This window comes from Stutzerimonas stutzeri (assembly GCF_051028275.1).
GTDB lineage: Bacteria > Pseudomonadota > Gammaproteobacteria > Pseudomonadales > Pseudomonadaceae > Stutzerimonas > Stutzerimonas stutzeri_AS.
On record NZ_CP069269.1, the window covers coordinates 883,472 to 901,179 of the forward strand.

Below are 17,708 nucleotides of genomic sequence, written 5' to 3' on the forward strand. Positions count from 1 at the left end.
TACACCGCCGCTCGGCCTGAGGGTCGAGCGGCTCACGGGCATGTTCTTTGTCCCGTGCCGTAAATCCACCGCTCAGGCGCGAGCGATAAATAGGAAATGTATTGTTGCAAGCCCATTGGCATGTCCGGCTCATGTGCCCCGGTTTTGCTATAAATTAGCCTGCCATTGGCAACGAAACTCCCTACATGACCCTCCTGATAGCATTCGCTGTCTTATCCATCCTCGTTTCATTCATCTGTTCGATCCTCGAAGCTGCTCTATTGTCGCTGACACCAAGCTTCATTGCGCACCAGAAGACCTCCCGCCCGAAGCTGTACGAGCGCCTGAAAGAACTGAAAGACAAGGTCGACCAGCCACTCGCGGCGATCCTGACCTTGAACACTGTCGCCCACACGGTCGGTGCGACCGGCGTCGGCGCGCAGGTTACCGTGGTGTTCGGCAACGGCTACGTTGGCATCGCATCGGCAGTGATGACAGTGCTTATCCTGGTGCTCTCTGAAATCCTGCCCAAAACAATCGGTGCCCGTTATTGGCGGACACTGGCGCCATACCTGCCGCCATTGCTGAACGGCATGATCTTGATACTGAAACCGTTCATTTACCTGTCAGACATGATCATGCGGCTGGTTGGCGGTAAGGAGCCGGAGCATGACATCCGCCAGGAGATCAAGGCGCTGACGGTGCTGGGTCGCGAAAACAAAAGCCTCGACGAGGATGAACAGCGGGTCATCAGGAACATCCTCGACCTGCACGAAATCAAGGTGCGGGACGTCATGACGCCGCGCACGGTGTGCGACTACACCTCGCCGGACACGACGATTGGCGCATTCAAGGAGCAGGTCGCCGACAGCCAGTATTCGCGCTACCCGGTGATCGGCGACAACGAGAGCCCGCTGGGTGTCGTGTTCCGCTATGACGCGCTGTTAGCGACCGACGACCAGGCGCCGGTCTCTTCAATCATGAAGCCGGTAAAGGTGTCGCCGGAGCTGACCAGCGTCGAGAGCCTCATGACCCAACTGCTGAACGAGCGTCAGCATATGTGCCTGGTCTACGACGAGTTCGGCAGCTGGCGCGGCCTGGTCACGCTGGAAGACGTCATGGAAACCATCATCGGCCAGCCGATCATGGACGAAACGGACGACATCCCGAACATGCGCCGCTTCGCCAAGCGACGCTGGGATCATCGCATCAAGCGGTCCCGCGAAAGCTGAGTGCAACGGCCAGCAACGTAGTGCTGCGGCCAGTTCATCCGGCGGTACGGCTGGGGGCGAGCAGGTTCGCCCCCAGCGGGTGCTGTGACACCCCGCTGGTGCCGCCCTTAGCGCTTGATCATTCCAAGCCGCATGAAGCGTGTTTCCCCGCTGGCGTCCTCGACACCATCGTTATCGGTGACGACGAACAGGCGGCCCTGCTTATCCACCGCAGCACCTTCGACTTTGTCCAGCACCCAGCCGCCGGTGCTCTTCAGGTCGGGCAGAAGGTCGCGCTCCAGCTGTTTGTTCACAAGCGCGAAGCGCTGCCCTTCGGCAGCGGGTTTCACGCCGTTCAGGTCGATGCGGTACAGGCGCTTGACCTCGGCTGCTGGCCCCTGCTGGTTGTCGCGCTCGATGACCAGGAACTGGCCATTGCCGATCGAGGTGAGCTCGGACAGCCCAACCCAGGCACCTTCAGGTGCGGTATCGAGCGGATAGTAAATGAAGCCCCATTCGCCGCTGTCTGGATTGAACACGCCGATACGCACCCGGCCGGCCGGGTCACTCTTCCATTCGCGCTGGAAGGCCACGTATACACGCGTGCTGGTGCCTTCACCGACTACCGCAATGCCCTCGAAACCGCTCTTGGTCCGCTGAGCCGCTACGTCTGCAGGCAGCGCATATTCGTTCAGCACCTCGCCTTGGGCGTTGGCGCGTATCAGCAGGTTCGGTTTGTCGTTGCCGTTGCCTTCCGAGGCCAGCCAGAAGTCGCCATTGTTGGCTTGTGCGATGCCTTCCAGATCATAGTTGACGGTCTCGCCGTCCTTGCGCAGCTCGGTCTGCCCGTCGATAACCGCAGGCGTTTTGCTGGTATCGACGCTGAAGATGCGTGAGGCCTTGTAATAGCTGTCCGGGACGGCGTAGAGGCGGTTGTCCTGCGTACGGTCCGCGACCATGCCGCTAAGCGCGCCCCAGGGAATCAGTTGGCTGTCCGTCGAACGTATCTCTGGATAGGAAGCGCTTTTCGCGCCGTACTGGTAGATCGAAATCGTCGAGCGATAGCCGTCCTCGGCCGAGTCCTCCTCGCTACTGACCACCAGCAGGTTGCGATTCGGGATCGGCAGAATACCTTCCGGTCCCATGCCTGCCGGCAACAATTGATGCATCGTCGGCGCCCAGGGCTGGGCGACGTTGTAGACGGCCACGGCGTTGCCGCGCTCGCTACCGACGAACAGGAAGTCCTGCTTGCGGAAGCTCGCCGAGGCGATGCCTTCCGGCTCGATACCTTTGTTTTCCGAGCGGTTTTCCGGGTAGTGACCGGCGCGGATGAACGCGTGCTCGAGCGAGGCGCCGGCGTCATACCAGACGCTGCCGGTGTAATCGAACAGGGTAAAGCCGCGACTGCCGCCTTCCTCACCGTTCGCGTCCTCATAGTCGCCCTCGTTGGCGGTCGCCAACAACGGGCCCACCCAGGCGATGGAGTCCGGTTCGCGGCGCTTGCCCTTGAGCACACCGACTGGCTGGATACGGTCGTTTTCCTCGACATCGACGCCTTCGAGATCAACCTGGCCGGCACTGAAGTGACGCAGAACGCGACCGCGGCGCAGGTCGACGAGCACGATGTGGTTGTTCTCCTGCAGGGTGACGGCAGCGATGTCCTGATCATTGATGCTCACATACTCAGGCTCAGGATCGTTCGGCGCCACCTCAGCCAGGCCGGTGAGGTCCACGTCCCGTGTACGCCAGCGCGACGGCTGGCCCTTGAGGTCGACGATGCGCAGATAGCCCGCCGGCAGTTGTGGGAGCAGACCGTCGTTCAGGTCCTCGTCACGCTCGTTCTCGATCGCTATTGCGGCATACCGGCCCCGTGGGCTGATGGCGATGGAATCCGGCTGGCCGCCCATGGGCAGCGTGGCGACACGTTTCGGTTGAGCGGGGTTGCGGATGTCGAATACCGCCAGCACGCCGTCGGGCTGGGTGAAGCTGAGCGAGGTGTTCACCGCAACGAGTGCAAAGTGATGATGCACGGCAACCGAGGTCGGCTCGCCCTCAAGCTGCACGAAGCCTGCAGGCTTCGGGAATTTCGGGTCGCGGATGTCAACCAGGCCGATTCGCTCACCGGGGCTGTCAGTGTAGATCAGCGTGCGGCCGTCCCGGCTGACCGCGGTGATTTCCGCGACGGTTTCGCGCGTGGCGTCTTCGCCAGCAGAGAGGTTCCGGTACACCGAAAACGTCGCGACCCGCTCGAAATACTCCGCGGCGCGTGCAGAAGCGGCCTCTGAGGCCAGTGGCAGCAGGGACAGTGTCAACGCAGTGGAAAGCGCGGTGCGGGTCAGACGGGTCGGTGTGTTCATGCGAGCCTCGGCGTTCTTGTGATTGGGGTTAGCCAATTCACGCTAGGCAGGGTGTGTTACCAGGTTGTGACGAGGCTTCGCTGGGGGATGCGATTAGACCGTTCGATGGATAGAGAAGGTGGGGTGGCGGGCGGGGAGCCGTCGGCTGGGGTGGAATCCCGGCCGGGTCTGGTTTTTTCAGGTCCATGATTCGAAGCTGCGCCCCGCAGGGCGCAACATGAGGCCTACTTAGGCTGTAGCTCCAGCAGTCGTCCGCCGTCCCCGTCTTCCAGCAGCCAGATGCTGCCATCCGGGCCTTGTTCGACTTCGCGGATGCGCGCGTTCATGTCGTAACGTGCGGCCTCGCTGGCTTCTTCTCCATTCATGGTGACACGGACCAACGCCTCAGCCGACAGGCCACCGATTAACGCATCACCTTTCCAGTCAGCAAACCGGTCGCCGTCATAAATGATCATGCCGGCAGGCGAGATCACCGGCGTCCAGGAAATCTTGGGCGCTATGAATTCGGGGCGCGTGTCGTGATCGGGAATCGGACGGCCACCGTAATGATCGCCGTTCGAGACCACCGGATAACCGTAGTTGCCGCCTTTCTGGATCAGGTTGAACTCGTCACCTCCTTCCGGGCCCATTTCGTGTTCCCACAGTCGACCCTGGTCGTCGAAGGCGATCCCCAGCGGGTTACGGTGGCCCAGCGACCAGATCTGAGCCGTTACGCCTCCCTTGTCGGCAAACGGATTGTCATCCGGCACGCTGCCGTCGTCGTTCAGGCGCAGGATCTTGCCCATGGTGCTTTCCATGTCCTGCGCGGGCTTGAATTTCTGGCGCTCGCCGGAGGCGATCCAAAGCTTGCCGTCCGGGCCGAATGCGAGACGGTGCCCGTAATGCCCTTTGCCAGAAACCTTTGGCGTTTGTTGCCAGATCACCTCTGTATCGGACAGTGAGCCGCCATCGGCGCTTAGCTCGAGCGTAGCCCGGGCGACCGCAGCGCCCCGGTTGTCACCGTCGCCAGGCTCGGCGTAGCTGAGGTAGATGATGTTGTTCTGTGCAAAATCCGGATGGAGGATGACATCGCCGAGCCCGCCCTGGCCGCCGTAGGCCACCTCTGGTACGCCAGCGATCGTCTGGACCTTGCCGCTCTTCACATCGACGCGCTTGAGTGCGCCGCCTTTTTCGGTGACGAGCGCAGTGCCGTCTGGCAGAAAAGTCATGGCCCAGGGTTCGGAAAAGCTGCCGCGTGGCGTGGCGCTGAACGGCCATTGGCCCTGTTCAACGGCAGCGGGCGCGGCACCAGCGAGCGATGTGGTGCTAATAGCCATGGCGCTAACGATATGCAATGAAAGTCGCTTCATAACCATCTTTTCTCCAAAAGTCAGGCCCCAGCGCTACTGCGGTGGGGCCCTGCGGTTAGGGCTGAAGCTGTTCCAAGCGCAACAGCCCGCGTGGTCGAACATCCGTTTTACTGCGTCGGAGCCACGCGCCACACGATATTAGCCAAGTCGTCAGCAACGATCAGCGCGCCCCTTGGGTCGACCGTTACCCCCACTGGCCGACCATGTGTCCCTTCGGCTGTGCGAAAGTCCGTCATGAAATCGATCGGCTCGCCCGATGGGCGACCGTTAGTGAACGGCACGAAGATGACCTGATAGCCGGACGGCTGCTCGCGATTCCAGCTGCCGTGCTCACCAACGAACACACCCTCGGCGAACCTCTCACCCATGACCGGTGACGAGAAGTCCACACCGAGGGCGGCGACGTGCGGGCCAAGCGCGTAGTCCGGCTTGATCGCGGTGGCGACCAGATCGGGTTTCTGTGGCCGCACACGATCATCGACGTGCTGTCCCCAGTAGCTGTAAGGCCAGCCGTAGAAGCCACCTTCTTGTATCGAAGTCAGGTAGTCAGGGACCAGGTTCGGACCGAGTTCGTCACGTTCGTTCACCACGGCCCACAGCTGGTCCGTACCGGGCCGTATCGTCAGTGCCGTCGGGTTACGCACGCCTGTCGCGTAGGGCTTGTGAGCGCCCGTTTCAGCATTGACCTGCCAGATCACGGCGCGGTCGACTTCAGCCTCCATTCCGCGCTCGGTGATGTTGCTGTTGGAGCCAATGCCGACATAAAGATACTGCCCATCGGGGCTGACAGTCAGCGCCTTGGTCCAGTGATGATTGATCTCGCGCGGCAGGTCCGTGACCTTGACCGGCTCACCACTGGCCTCGGTCTGGCCCTCCTGGTAATCGAAACGCACCAGCGCATCCTGATTGGCCACATAGAGATTGCCATCGTGGAAGGCCAGGCCATACGGCGCGTTGAGGTTGTCAGCGAAGACTTTCTGCAGTTCGTAGACACCGTCACCATCGGCATCGCGTAGCAACGTCAGACGGTTGCCGCTTTTGACTGAGGAGGTGCCCTTGGATTTGATATAGCCGGCAATCACATCCTTCGGCCTGAGTTTGGGTGCGTTGCCGCCTTTGCCTTCGGCGACGATGATGTCCCCGTTCGGCAGCACCAGGGTTTGTCGCGGGATCTGCAGGTCGGTCGCGATCGCACTGACGGTGTAGCCCTCAGGGACGGTCGGCTTCTTGTCGCCCCATTCCACCGGGTCGGCAATCGTCATGCTGGGCAGTAGTCCACGCTCAGGATCGACAATCTTGGGGTTTTCCCCTTTCACCAACGCAATGTCCTCATCCGCTCCGCCGCATGCGCTCAATAACAGCGCCACGGTTAGGGCACTTAACGGGCTCGTGTATTTCATGCTTCACCTCCCGAACGCAGATTGGTAAAGCCGATCCATGTCGCCGCGCAGGCAAGGATGGTGACTATCACCGAAAGAATCAGGCCTGATGGCATGGTCGCCCAGGCGTCCTTGGCATGCTCGAGAGAGTTGAAAAAGCCCAGCACCCAGGTTGCGACCAGTAGCACCAGATAAATCAAAGGCCGGCCTTTCTTATGGGTGGCTTTGACCAGATTGACCAGCGCGAACAGGATGGCCAGCCCACAGAAAACCAGCCCCCCCGCGATCAGCCAGGACGCGAAGTTGGTCCACTGGATCTCGTAGGTTCGGAAGTACGTGATATCACTGAGTAGGCCGCCCAGAAACAGCGGTACCGTCCCGGCGAGAAACGTTGCGTGAAACGGATTGGGTACGTGGCGCGAAACACTGTGTGTCGTGTGGTGTGTGCTGTGGGTGATAACGGTCACGGAGGCGTCCTCATCGCTGGGCGACCCAGGCCTGATGCGCTGCGCGAATGCGCTGGCTACCCGAATCGCTCTGACTGTGCATAAAGGGGATCATGCCGTTGGGGGGGAAGTTCACTCGTATCGACGAGGCGCTTGTTCCAGAGGGGGCGGGGGCCGCATCAGCACGGGCATGCAGACGTTTCGCTAGTTTGCTCCGCCAGTGTCAGCAGATCATCACGGGTTGGCTGACCCCATCCGGTTATCAAACCGTTGCGCCGGACAAGGCTTCGCTTGTGGTGTAAATGAGGAAGCGAGGCCGCTGAACTCTGAAAAATCACTCCGGTCGGGAGTTATGAGGGCCGTAATTGGCTCCTTATGAATCCCCACTCAAACGGAGGAAGCATCGTGAAGAAATCAGCATTCGCTCTGAGCTTATTGGCCTCGACGCTCATCGCGGCACCAGCAATGGCGCAAATGCCGAAACTTCAACCAGAAGACAGTTACGTTTCAATCAGCGGTTCCGTACTGGCAGCCGAAGATGACGAGTTCTCCCTCGATTATGGTCAAGGGAAGATCAGCGTGGAGATGGACGATATGGGCTGGGCGGGCAACCAGCCCGAGCTAATTCCAGGCGATGAGGTAACGGTATACGGACGTGTTGAAAAACACTTCTTTGTCGATGCTTCCATCGAAGCGGACAGCATTTTCATTGAAGACCCGGCCACCTACTTCTACTCATCGCCCACCAACGACAGGACGACCTTTGCCGTCATGGATGTGGCGCCGGTAACGCCTGTCGTGGTAGGTGACCTGATCCTTACCGGCACCGTGCAAAGCGTGAAAGACCGACAGTTCACCGTAAACACCGGCGACCTCGAGTTCACCGTCGATACCAGCGGCCTGCAGAACAATCCGCTCGATAACGAAGGCCGTCAGAAGGTAGGGAAAGGGGACATCGTCTCCGTTGCCGGTAACCTTGGGAGCGCAGCGATCGGCGATCGCAAGCTCAATGCTGAATCAATCATCGTTCTTCGGGACCAGAGTCAGCAGGGTCAAATGCAACAGGGCCAGCAAAAACAGCAAAATAAACAGATGCAGCAAAAGCAAAACAGTTGATCTCGCCGCACCAGCCAGCCTGGGAGTCAGCCGGCTCTCAGGCGGGCTCTGGGCGAGTAGCCGCAAAGGAGCTTTCCCACTTTGCTAGCATTTCTTCATTCCCTTGCGGAGACGGAGAGCCGGCCAAGAGCAGATCTGGATGACAGCCAACAGACGCATGCGCCTAATAGATGCCTTGTCACTACTTTGATAGGTCCATGCCTTTATTGGGCGGCGATCAGCGTCCAAAGCCAAGTCTCGTAAGGGTTACCCTTGATCACCCACTACGCTATAGCTCAGATTGACTACCCGCCAAGCGATGCCATCCCACTCCCAGGTTTCTGAAAACGCCATCGCCGGGCCCTTGCGCTGACCTGCAACGGTATAACCCCGGCCTGTTAGGGTGGTGCTGCCACCCGTTTCCTCGAAAGTCAGTTCAGCATCATGGATTTCCCCGCCTTCGGGAAACCAGCTCCCGTTTACCTTGGCCGAAGAGATGGCGGCGATCTGGGATTGCTTGGATTGCACACCGCGGTCCGTAGTAACCGAGAAATTATCTGCTTGAACCCGGGCGAGGTGCTCCACGTCCCCAGCGAAATAGGCTGCATACCACTGTTGCCGTGCGTGCTTCAGATCGTCCCTAGTCATAACTGACCCTGTTTTGCTGATGAGGAGTGGTGCAGCCGCGCTGACGACAGAATCAAAGAGCTCTTCCTTAGCGCGGTTGTAGAGAGACCATATGGAATTGGTTAGGCGATAAGAGCGTTATATCTGAAGGTTTCATACGGGCCGTTGCGCGCAATCGTAACTGATGCAGTACGGCGCTCCTGCAGTTTTTCCGTTACCTCTTTGGAGCGCAGGTTGTAATGACGTTTATCAAGGAAGCCTACGGAGCATAACGTCGGGTGTCGAAGCAGTGGAGAAAGGTCGCCGCTGAGGACATTTGTGTCTACGAATCTGAAATCCAAGAGATTCGGAAAATCATCAAGGAATTCAAGGTCTTGCAAGGGGGCACAACTATTCAAGCTTAAAACCTTAAGCTGGGAGAGTCCCCTAAGCTCTTGGCCCAGCGTAAATTTTTTCGCCTGGGTGATATGCAGCCACTCCAATGAATCTGCGGCCTCAGAAAGGCCACCATCGCCTTGAAGCTTGAGACAGTACTCAAGCTCCAGCCTCTTTACCTTTCCCAGAGCGGATAGGCCTTTAAATGAAGTAATGTTGGCCATCGTAAGCTGAAGGTATTTAACGCTTTCTTTTACGGGGAAATCCTCCAGATTATTGTGAGCTGACTTGAATCCTCTTACGAACAGATAGCTGCCACCCACCAGGGGATCTTCAAGGGAGGGGTTCTGGCTGAGATCAGCTATGCGGAGCTCAGTGGGCAGAAGCTCATCAGTCCAGATAGTGTTGTATGTCCAATCCATGTCGAAAGCCTGCCGTAATAGCGCCAAACGTTGGTTAACGGACGGGCTTAACCGCGTCCCGGTGAACGAAGCGAGCGAATTGAACCGGGAACTCTTCCTTAGTACACCATCCTTATCGAGGATCGGTTGCGCCCATGTATAGAACAATTTTTCCACAAGCCCCAGGCCAAACCTTATCTGCCGTGGGCCGAACCAGCTGAAGCATTACGGCCAACTTAAGCCGCTTGTTAAGCGTTACGACTCTTTATCTGACTCAACCCATTTGGACCTGGATAAAGCACATCAAAATAGTGATGCCAGCTAGGGTCTGCTTTTTCCCCAATCTGGTACAAATATCTGGGGTTCTCTCCAATGAGCGCCCGAAGAACGTCTTGAACAGAGCTTTCCTCGGAAATGTAGAAGTAGAATTCTCGTCTGCCTTGCGTGGTAATTCGACCCACATATTTGGTGCGGGTGTTAGATAGATGCGATATCAACTCATCCTCATGCTCGTTCAGCCTGTCCAACTCCTCGTCGCTGCTAAGCCCATCGGATCGAGGATGATCCATCTTTATCCAATACCAAGCCAGCTTGGGTAGATGGGAATCGGGCGCCGTAACCGCGAACGATAAATCCAAATAGATAGAAGCCACGCGATCATTTATATTTGCTTGGTAGAAATCCCAGTTTTCCATTCGGACTCGATACGCCTGATGCAGGACGTTTGGTTAAAGGGAGGGCTTGAGCCAGTCCCGAGTGAGCGAAGCAAACGGCTTTGAACTGTTGTTATGGTTCAATTTTACGGTAATAAATGTGGGTTCCATACGACCTCCCACAAGTGCTGATCTGGATCCTGGAAGTAACCCGCATAGCCACCCCAACAAGTATCCTGTGCTGGCTTGACGATGATAGCGCCTGCATCTTCCGCCTGAGCCATAACTTCATCAACCTCGGATTTGGAAGAAGTGTTGTGTCCGAGGCTTACTTCTGTAGCGCTTGGATTTGCTAGCGACATACCAGAATCATGCGCAAGACTTTTGCGCGGCCAAAGCGCTAGTTTCAAACCCGCCTGTAAATCAAAAAAAGCAACAGCACCATGTTCGAACTCATTTCCGATAATGCCTTCGCTTTTGAAGCCCAGACCGTCACGGTAAAAGCGAACAGCGCTCTCCAAATCATCGACGCCAAGCGTGATTACAGAGATGCGTGCCTTCATCGATACCTCCTGCTGCATAACGTTTGGTTAAGGGGCGGGCTTTAGCCCGTCCCAGTGAGCGGAGCGAGCGATTTGAACCTATAGTTATGGTTCAATGGCACACAACTTCCCTTGTGACAACTTGATACGATGCGCCAATATCCACGCCGTTGATATATGCAGGAGAGCGCGGCGTGGAAAAGTCACCATCGTCCTTATAGAAGAACTTTCCGGCGCCGCATAGCTTCTCAGCCTTTGAATCAATCTTCTCAAGCAGAGAGGGCACGGATGCAAGCATGTTTCCAGAGGCTTCTAATTTGTATTTGCCAGGTGCTAGTTCGACATATCGAGCTGGGAACATCTGCGCGCATCCAGCAAGCAATATAGCTAGCCCTAGAGCAATGTGGTTTTTCACTGAGATCTACCTTGATTCATAAGGTTTGGTTACGGGGCGGGCTTTAGCCCGTCCCTGTGAGCGGAGCGAACGGCTTGAAGGCTGTAATGGACTCTCCCCGCACCACGTTTCTTCTATAACACCGTGGTGACTATTCGCTGGGAGAGGTGCGATGAAACGCATAGCGGTTGATTTGGCCAAGTCCGTTTACCAGGTTGCCGAGAGTGTCCAGGTCGGCCGGGTGGATCGGCGCAAGCGGCTCGATTCCGGGGCGTTTGCGCGATATGTACAGGAGCAGCTCGAGCCTGTCGAGTGGGTGATGGAAGCCTGTGGCACGGCTCACCATTGGGGGCGGTTGATGCAGGACAGTGGGCATCGCGTCGTGCTCTTGCATCCCCGCTACGTGCGCCCGTATCGGCGACGGAACAAGACCGATCGCAACGACTGCGACGCGATCCTGGAAGCCGCGCGCTGCCAGGAGATCCGGCCGGTTCCGGTCAAGAGTGTGCAACAGCAGCAAGTCCAGCAGCTGCACAAGCTGCGTGAGGGCTGGAAGAAGTCCCGCGTACAACGCATCAACTTGCTGCGCGGCATCCAGCGTGAAGCGGGGGTTGAAGCTCCGAACGGCATCAAGTCCTTTCTGCGCCAGGCATGCGAGCTGATCGAGCAGCCCGAAGTTCGTGCCTTGCGCGGTGCGCTGCAAGTCGTGCTGGCTGAGATCAATTTATATGAGCAGTCGATGCGCGAGAGCGAAGAGCAACTGGCTCGCTGGCATGCCGACGATGAAATCGTGCACAAGCTCGACGAGGTCAGCGGCATTGGGCTGCTGACGGCAAGTGCCTTGAAGACTGCGGTCGGTAAACCCGAGCGCTTCGCCAGTGGCCGACATCTGAGCGCCTGGCTGGGCATGACGCCGAACGAATACAGCAGTGGGGAGCGCCGCAGGCTTGGGCGGATCAGCTGCAAGGGCAACGTCTACGTGCGCACTTTATTCATCCATGGCGCGCGAGCCGCGCTGTTGGCCGCTAAACGCTGCCAATCAAAAACGCCTGAAAGGCTGACTCAACTACAGCGTTGGGCCTTGGACACAGCCGACCGCATCGGCCACAACAAAGCCGCCGTGGCGCTGGCAAACAAGCTGGTACGGATCTGTTGGGCGGTGTGGTGCCATGAGCGTCGGTTCAGCGGCAACTGGCAAAGCACAAAGCCCGCCTGACGGCGGGGTTAACGATGAAGTGAATTCTAGTGGTTGTGGTGAGAAGCGAGACTGTCGGAACAGGCGAGTCCTGCAGCAGAGCAAGGCCGATAACAATGATGATCTTAGTGATCGCTTGAACGCTTGGCCCCTGCTGCGCGAACTACAGAATGGCCAGGGCAGTGCCCAGAACAGGCCGGATATACGAATGCAACCGCGCTGACGACTGGATCGAAAAAGCTATCCTCATCGCTTGTGGGGAGAGTCCATATACAGTTGTTAGAGCTGCGGCACGGTGCAATTTCTGAAGGTTACTCATAGACGCGAGCCCCGCACAGCATCTCGGCAAATACTCGCCAGCTGGGCACTGATGCATCGACTTGCTGATTTGTATTTTTATAATATGCGCCAATGTCTTTGCTGTAAGCGGCCAGCGCTTCTAGAAATGAGCCAGCGTCTGCATTCTCCCACTCTTTACCATTGGCCTTATAGTCCTCAGCAAGAAGAGCTAGAAAATTCTGGAATTCTTCATATGTTTGGACCGTTGGCGCAACTTCTGAAGCTTTGTCGATCACACAGTATTCCTTCCGTGGCTCTAACGATTAAGCTAAGGGGCCGGCTTTAGCCGGTCCCAGTGAGCGGAGCGAACGATTTGAGCGCATTGTTATATGCGTACCTCGTAGAGGGTTTCGTCAGTCCTTTGCTTGTGAATTATATGAAGAGAAAGCCCGCCTAAGAATTTAAGGTTCCAATTTCTTAAGTGATCTTCGGTGTAACCATTGAAAATTAACCCTGCCTTGCCCAAGCCGGAAATTGACTTGTGCGGATAGAAAAACTCAGCGTCACCTAATGGATTATTTAGAGAGATTTTTTCATCACTCTCTTCAGCTTCCCAGCAATGACTCTCGTCGTTGTAAAAAATTTTTCTAAGCGTACCTTTTTCGAAGCGTAAGAAGATGCAGCAGCAGTTCGATACAAGCTCGCCGTGAAGCCAGAACTCTCTAGCGATTGCTTCACTACATTTTTGACCGATGAATTGGTTCATGAGTGCATATAACGTTTGGTTAAGGGGCGGGCTTTAGCCCGTCCCAGTGAGCGAAGCGAACGATTTGAATCACTTGTTAGGCGCGAGGTAGCAGTACTTTTCTGCGAAATGTTCTGTTAATCACCACAGCAACTGAGTATATGACTGCGGCTAGGTATATAAAATTGCTGGCGAGAGGCATGGCTAGACCGGTTAGCCAGGACGTAACAATTAACGTTAACAGAACATCAAAATAAATGCGCCAAGAAAAATCAGGATGGTTACCAATAAGTATGTGTGAAAAAAGTCGAAATACTCCCGACCAATTATAGCGAGCACCAAGGCTTTCGTTCATGAGTTTCAGAGTGTGCGCAAGATCAGTGCCCTTCGGTGGAGGGATCACTCGTAAGTAAGACTCTCCATCTAGGTAGTTCTCAAAGGAATGCCTGACAACACCTGATGTTGTGCAGTCTTGAAGTATGCCGTTGCCATAAAACATCGCCGTATGGCTCAAGGTGCTGTTAGTACAGTACATCACGGCCCAACTCAAAGCAGAGCCAGCAGTGCTGGCAAATAAGAGATGGCCTAGTGGATATGATTGATAATTTTGAAAATTAGATAATGTGGCCAACTGCAAGCCTTGCTTAGTTAGCGCTTGGTGAGAATATCTTCCTTTCCGTTTGCGATATTTCCAATAGTCAAGTAATGCAAGGATCATGTTCTGTGCCTAACGTTTGGTGAAGGGGCCGGCTTTAGCCGGCTCCGGTGATCGCAGCAAACGGTTTGAACCTATTGTTAGGCCCGCCGCTGTAGCTGGTCTTGTTAGGGCGTGTACGCCAAAAGCACTGCTTTATAGGAGAATACTATAGCTGTACCGAACAAAGCATATCCTGTGAGTGCAGCCGCAATAGTTGAATACCGAAAGCGATCTCCCCATTTCTCATAATTATCTTTGTCGTCATCGCTTTCGGAGTAGCATGCCTGGCTAAAATAGCGGAGCGCAAAACCGACTGCGCCAGCCAGTACTCCGATTCCGAATAGGAGCAGTGGAAGCGCCAATCTAATCGCAAATTCGGAACCATTAGTCTTACCAACGAGGTTGCTTAGAACGCCGAGTAGCGCAACGACTGCGCCACCGTTGATAATTAGTAAAGACTGTAATGCGCTCTTGCCTGCCTCCAGAACTGCCTTCAGCATTTCAATGCTGTGCTGAGTCTGCGCAGTGTAATGGGCAAGCATCCCTTCGTGTTTTTGTCTGCGGTACTCTTGGGATGCGTCAGCATCCTTAAGCATCCAGGTATGCACGGAGAGCCGACACCTGAACCTGCTGACCGCCCTGTCCCTCGACTTGGTCGAGTTGTTTTCTAAAGGATTCTATGACTTCTTGTGATTCCATCTACAGGTTGCCCTAACGTTTGGTTAAGGGGCGGGCTTTAGCCCGACCCAGTGAGCGAAGCGAGCGATTTGAACCACTAGTTAGGTGGCAACTCAATCATAGTCCGGTACTACATGCTCACGACCACATACTCGACACTGGAACACCAGATCGTAAGGTTCGTGCCTGGTTATGTACTCCGCCGGCTGACCACAGTGGCTCCACCAAGCAATGGGGTTGTATGTAGCGAAGCCGATGGTGCGAGAAAAAACAGCGTTATACAACTCTGTTGAAAGCTCAATGTAGTTGAATTGGCCATCGCAAAAGTGACCATCAATGAAGGTAGCGTTGAATTTTTTTGCCGCTGAACCATCAGCAATACACCACGGACAAAGATGCTCTACCTTCTTGTGGCGCATATACGTTGCCAGTGTACCGAAAGCCACTTAATTGACTGCAACAGGCGCAAGGAACGTCAGAAGGTTCAATGGAGCCTGAGGCAATCGGATCGCGGTGATATGGAAATGTTGGGAGTGGCTTTGATTGGCTCACACTGATATCTACCATTGCTACCTAACGTTTGGTTAAGGGGCCGGCTTTAGCCGGCCCAGTGAGCGCAGCGAGCGATTTGAACCAGTTGTTATGCTATTTGTGTGTACTTCTTTTTAAGATTCTTAGCTAAGCCAAATTGATCTCTGCTTGCCGTCCATTGTGTCGTGATTTCTTGAATACCCTTTGTGGCAACAATGAATGCCTGTATTAGTTCTATTTTTTGTTTCATCTCAATTTCGGATTCATCAGAGCCTATGTAAAAACCTCTTTCGGTTGACTCTGGGACTGGTTCGGACTTTCTTAATAAGTGATGAAAACTAGCATCCGATAGATGGATATACCCAGAGCAAAGCGAGTAAACGTGTTTTAACCAAGGATTTTGCTTTGCCAGCAGGCTGACAAGATAACCATCAGAAAGTCTTTCTCCATTTTTGTCTTTTATTTTTGATAGCTTTTCACCGGATATTATTTTGTTTGCGGTCTCATGAGGGTCTTTAGTTATTGTAATTCCGTATAAGCGAAGAACAGAGTCAAGCTGAAGGCGAAGTAAAGCTACACCGCAAGAATAGCCACCATTTTTTACGATTAGCGTAAAGCCATGCAGCACTTGCAGCGCTCTATTACAGCTGGCAAGAAGAATAGCGTCAGCTGGGAAAAGGTGGCCTTTGCATGCCTCAAATAGTTCTTGCCCAATGGTTTCAAATTTTTTGCTAATTTCTTCTAGCGTGCTCAGCTTTTCTTCCATGTTGCACCTAGGCATAACGTTTGGTTAAGGGGCGGGCTTTAGCCCGTCCCAGTGAGCGAAGCGAACGATTTGAACCACTAGTTAGAGGCTACACAAGTAGTTCTGTTGTTCAATGTGCCAAGACTCAGGATATGGCTGATGATCTTGTTGCTCTGACGTTGTGTATTCACCTAAATCGCTGAACTGATAGTAAATTTGCATAGCTTCGAAATGAGAGTTTGCAAAGAATAGCCAGATGCAGACGCTGCCAGGTTCATTTAGCTCGCGTGCGGAATTACCTGCGGGCCCAAAGGCAATACAAGATGGAAGTAACTCCCCATCGTCACTCGGGCATAGCCAGACTTCGTGGATGTAGCCGCGCAAACTCATTGTTGCCTCTAACGTTTGGTTAAGGGGCGGGCTTTTAGCCCGTCCCAGTGAGCGAAGCAAGCGATTTGAACCACTAGTTAGGTGCTCGTGCGGTGGGCAGCGTTTTGAGGGCGTGTGTTTAAATATTGCTCGAAATCGATTAACCACTGTTTTGCTGTGCTTGACGAATTCCAATATTTCCCTGAAGACTGAAACTCAGATAGTGTCTTTAGAATTTGATCGCTGGGCTCCTCGAGCAGCGCCCGGACGTTAGATATAAGTTCCTCGTCGGAGGTTAAGTTCTCAGACGTGAAGTAATGGCTCCAGAGGTCGCATTCGTTGTCGCTGCCTGCGTCAAGAGCCCAGTCTTGATGATAGTAGCAAGACATGAAGTACTTCAGTCTTGGGAGGTTCAGTGATTCCATTCAAGTACCTAACTATAATTAGACACCAAGTGGTGTATAAGACGCCGGACGGGCGTGGTGTATAACATTCCTTGTCATCATTGCTCTCCTTGTCTAGGCTGGGCATTTCCGAGGGACGGTGACTGCATAAGGGAGTTATACACCATGGATGGAAAGCCGCGATTGCTTGATCAGGTCAGGGACCAGATTCGGCTCAAACACTACTCGATCAGAACTGAGCGTGTCTATTGCGAGTGGGTTAAGCGTTATATCCGATTTCACGAATATCGACATCCGCTTGAAATGGGCGCAGCTGAACTCGAAGCGTTTCTTTCGGATTTGGCTGTGCGCCGTGATGTGTCCGCTTCGACGCAGAATCAGGCGCTGGCCGCGTTACTGTTTCTGTATAAGCAGGTGCTCAAGCAGGAGCTACCCTGGCTGGGCGAGGTGGTGCGCGCTAAGAAGCCCGCGCGGCTGCCGGTTGTACTCTCTATCGATGAGGTGCAGCGGTTGCTCAATCAGCTGGAAGGGGACGTAGGGCTCGTTGCTCGGCTGCTATACGGTGGCGGGCTTCGTTTGATGGAAGGCCTGCGGCTCAGGATCAAGGATGTCGATTTCTCGCGCAACGAAATCATCATCCGCGACGGAAAGGGCCAGAAGGATCGGGTCACTGTCATGCCGGCAAGCCTTGTGCTACCGCTTAAGCAACACCTATCGCTTGTACGGGTTATTCATCAAAGCGAACTCGCCGCAGGCCGGGGTGATGTGTACCTGCCTGACGCGCTGGCGCGCAAATACCCGAACGCCCCCTGGGAGTGGGCTTGGCAATATGTGTTTCCAGCGCGGGGACTGTCGGTGGACCCACGCAGTGGATCAGTGCGTCGTCATCATCTGGATGAGAAGCGTGTGCAACGGGCCTTCAAACGCGCGGTAGCGATATCGGGTATAGCCAAGTTGGCGACTCCGCATACGTTGCGCCATAGCTTTGCGACTCATTTGCTGGAAAGCGGACAGGATATTCGCACCGTGCAGGAGCTGTTGGGTCATGCTGATGTGAAGACAACAATGATCTACACCCACGTGCTGAACCGGGGCGGCTTGGCCGTATTGAGCCCGTTAGATCGATTGTGATTTTGCTCTAAGCGGAGGGGCTTGTTCGTTCGCTGCGCCGGGGCTTGGTTGAGCCCAAATATCGTATCTGCAAGACGCATTCTTCCGTAGAACAGCAAGGTTCATCAGAAGAGCGCGTATCGGTGT

Annotated in this window: 21 protein-coding genes; 4 read left to right on the plus strand and 17 right to left on the minus strand. The window is 55.1% G+C overall.

What is annotated here, in order from left to right; all coding sequences use genetic code 11:
- The first annotated feature begins 185 nt into the window (after positions 1–185).
- Positions 186–1,211 (plus strand): CNNM domain-containing protein, encoded by a 1,026-nt coding sequence (locus tag JQR87_RS04000; RefSeq protein WP_407292337.1) that lies wholly within the window; start codon positions 186–188, stop codon positions 1,209–1,211.
- A 107-nt stretch (positions 1,212–1,318) separates the two neighbouring features.
- Here JQR87_RS04000 and JQR87_RS04005 read toward each other — a convergent pair whose 3' ends face one another.
- The 4 genes from JQR87_RS04005 to JQR87_RS04020 form a co-directional block, all read right to left on the minus strand.
- Complete coding sequence (locus JQR87_RS04005; protein WP_407292334.1) at positions 1,319–3,547, minus strand: esterase-like activity of phytase family protein; 2,229 nt, start codon at positions 3,545–3,547, stop codon at positions 1,319–1,321.
- A 224-nt stretch (positions 3,548–3,771) separates the two neighbouring features.
- The gene (locus tag JQR87_RS04010) at positions 3,772–4,896 is read right to left on the minus strand and encodes a PQQ-dependent sugar dehydrogenase (protein ID WP_407292331.1); all 1,125 of its coding nucleotides are present in this window, start codon (positions 4,894–4,896) and stop codon (positions 3,772–3,774) included.
- Between the two features lie 107 nt (positions 4,897–5,003).
- On the minus strand, positions 5,004–6,296 hold the full coding sequence (locus JQR87_RS04015; protein WP_407292328.1) for a PQQ-dependent sugar dehydrogenase: 1,293 nt from the start codon (positions 6,294–6,296) through the stop codon (positions 5,004–5,006).
- On the minus strand, positions 6,293–6,742 hold the full coding sequence (locus tag JQR87_RS04020) for a DUF2231 domain-containing protein (protein WP_407292326.1): 450 nt from the start codon (positions 6,740–6,742) through the stop codon (positions 6,293–6,295). The genes JQR87_RS04015 and JQR87_RS04020 overlap by 4 nt, the downstream gene beginning before the upstream one ends.
- 354 nt (positions 6,743–7,096) lie before the next feature.
- On the opposite strand from JQR87_RS04020, the gene JQR87_RS04025 reads away from it, so the two are divergent.
- A complete protein-coding gene (locus JQR87_RS04025) occupies positions 7,097–7,837 on the plus strand; it encodes a hypothetical protein (protein ID WP_407292325.1) in 741 nt (246 codons plus the stop codon).
- Positions 7,838–8,083: 246 nt separating this feature from the next.
- On the opposite strand, the gene JQR87_RS04030 is transcribed toward JQR87_RS04025, so the two are convergent.
- From JQR87_RS04030 to JQR87_RS04050, 5 genes are all read right to left on the minus strand, one after another.
- Positions 8,084–8,464 (minus strand): nuclear transport factor 2 family protein, encoded by a 381-nt coding sequence (locus JQR87_RS04030; protein ID WP_407292323.1) that lies wholly within the window; start codon positions 8,462–8,464, stop codon positions 8,084–8,086.
- 101 nt (positions 8,465–8,565) lie between these two features.
- Positions 8,566–9,240 (minus strand): hypothetical protein, encoded by a 675-nt coding sequence (locus tag JQR87_RS04035; protein WP_407292320.1) that lies wholly within the window; start codon positions 9,238–9,240, stop codon positions 8,566–8,568.
- A 227-nt stretch (positions 9,241–9,467) separates the two neighbouring features.
- Positions 9,468–9,914 (minus strand): DUF695 domain-containing protein, encoded by a 447-nt coding sequence (locus JQR87_RS04040; RefSeq protein ID WP_407292317.1) that lies wholly within the window; start codon positions 9,912–9,914, stop codon positions 9,468–9,470.
- Positions 9,915–10,018: 104 nt separating this feature from the next.
- Positions 10,019–10,435 (minus strand): VOC family protein, encoded by a 417-nt coding sequence (locus tag JQR87_RS04045; protein ID WP_407292314.1) that lies wholly within the window; start codon positions 10,433–10,435, stop codon positions 10,019–10,021.
- 91 nt (positions 10,436–10,526) lie between these two features.
- Positions 10,527–10,829 (minus strand): hypothetical protein, encoded by a 303-nt coding sequence (locus JQR87_RS04050; RefSeq protein WP_407292312.1) that lies wholly within the window; start codon positions 10,827–10,829, stop codon positions 10,527–10,529.
- A gap of 151 nt (positions 10,830–10,980) precedes the next feature.
- On the opposite strand from JQR87_RS04050, the gene JQR87_RS04055 reads away from it, so the two are divergent.
- Positions 10,981–12,024: an IS110 family transposase gene (locus tag JQR87_RS04055; protein ID WP_407292309.1), complete on the plus strand. Its 1,044-nt coding sequence runs from the start codon at positions 10,981–10,983 to the stop codon at positions 12,022–12,024.
- A 290-nt stretch (positions 12,025–12,314) separates the two neighbouring features.
- On the opposite strand, the gene JQR87_RS04060 is transcribed toward JQR87_RS04055, so the two are convergent.
- From JQR87_RS04060 to JQR87_RS04095, 8 genes are all read right to left on the minus strand, one after another.
- Entirely contained in the window at positions 12,315–12,578 is a 264-nt protein-coding gene (locus JQR87_RS04060; RefSeq protein WP_278325100.1) for a DUF7660 family protein, read from the minus strand.
- 89 nt (positions 12,579–12,667) lie between these two features.
- A complete protein-coding gene (locus JQR87_RS04065; protein WP_407292306.1) occupies positions 12,668–13,048 on the minus strand; it encodes a hypothetical protein in 381 nt (126 codons plus the stop codon).
- Between the two features lie 76 nt (positions 13,049–13,124).
- Entirely contained in the window at positions 13,125–13,745 is a 621-nt protein-coding gene (locus JQR87_RS04070) for a hypothetical protein (protein WP_407292303.1), read from the minus strand.
- Between the two features lie 104 nt (positions 13,746–13,849).
- On the minus strand, positions 13,850–14,332 hold the full coding sequence (locus JQR87_RS04075) for a hypothetical protein (RefSeq protein ID WP_407292301.1): 483 nt from the start codon (positions 14,330–14,332) through the stop codon (positions 13,850–13,852).
- A gap of 183 nt (positions 14,333–14,515) precedes the next feature.
- The gene (locus tag JQR87_RS04080) at positions 14,516–14,821 is read right to left on the minus strand and encodes a CbrC family protein (RefSeq protein WP_407292298.1); all 306 of its coding nucleotides are present in this window, start codon (positions 14,819–14,821) and stop codon (positions 14,516–14,518) included.
- On the minus strand, positions 14,775–14,969 hold the full coding sequence (locus JQR87_RS04085; protein ID WP_407292295.1) for a CbrC family protein: 195 nt from the start codon (positions 14,967–14,969) through the stop codon (positions 14,775–14,777). Before JQR87_RS04085 ends, JQR87_RS04080 begins: the two co-directional genes overlap by 47 nt.
- A gap of 73 nt (positions 14,970–15,042) precedes the next feature.
- Complete coding sequence (locus JQR87_RS04090; protein WP_407292293.1) at positions 15,043–15,699, minus strand: hypothetical protein; 657 nt, start codon at positions 15,697–15,699, stop codon at positions 15,043–15,045.
- Positions 15,700–16,145: 446 nt separating this feature from the next.
- On the minus strand, positions 16,146–16,472 hold the full coding sequence (locus JQR87_RS04095; protein WP_434157870.1) for a contact-dependent growth inhibition system immunity protein: 327 nt from the start codon (positions 16,470–16,472) through the stop codon (positions 16,146–16,148).
- A gap of 144 nt (positions 16,473–16,616) precedes the next feature.
- On the opposite strand from JQR87_RS04095, the gene JQR87_RS04100 reads away from it, so the two are divergent.
- Positions 16,617–17,582, plus strand: a complete 966-nt coding sequence (locus JQR87_RS04100; protein ID WP_407292290.1) for an integron integrase — start codon at positions 16,617–16,619, stop codon at positions 17,580–17,582.
- Positions 17,583–17,708 lie beyond the last annotated feature (126 nt).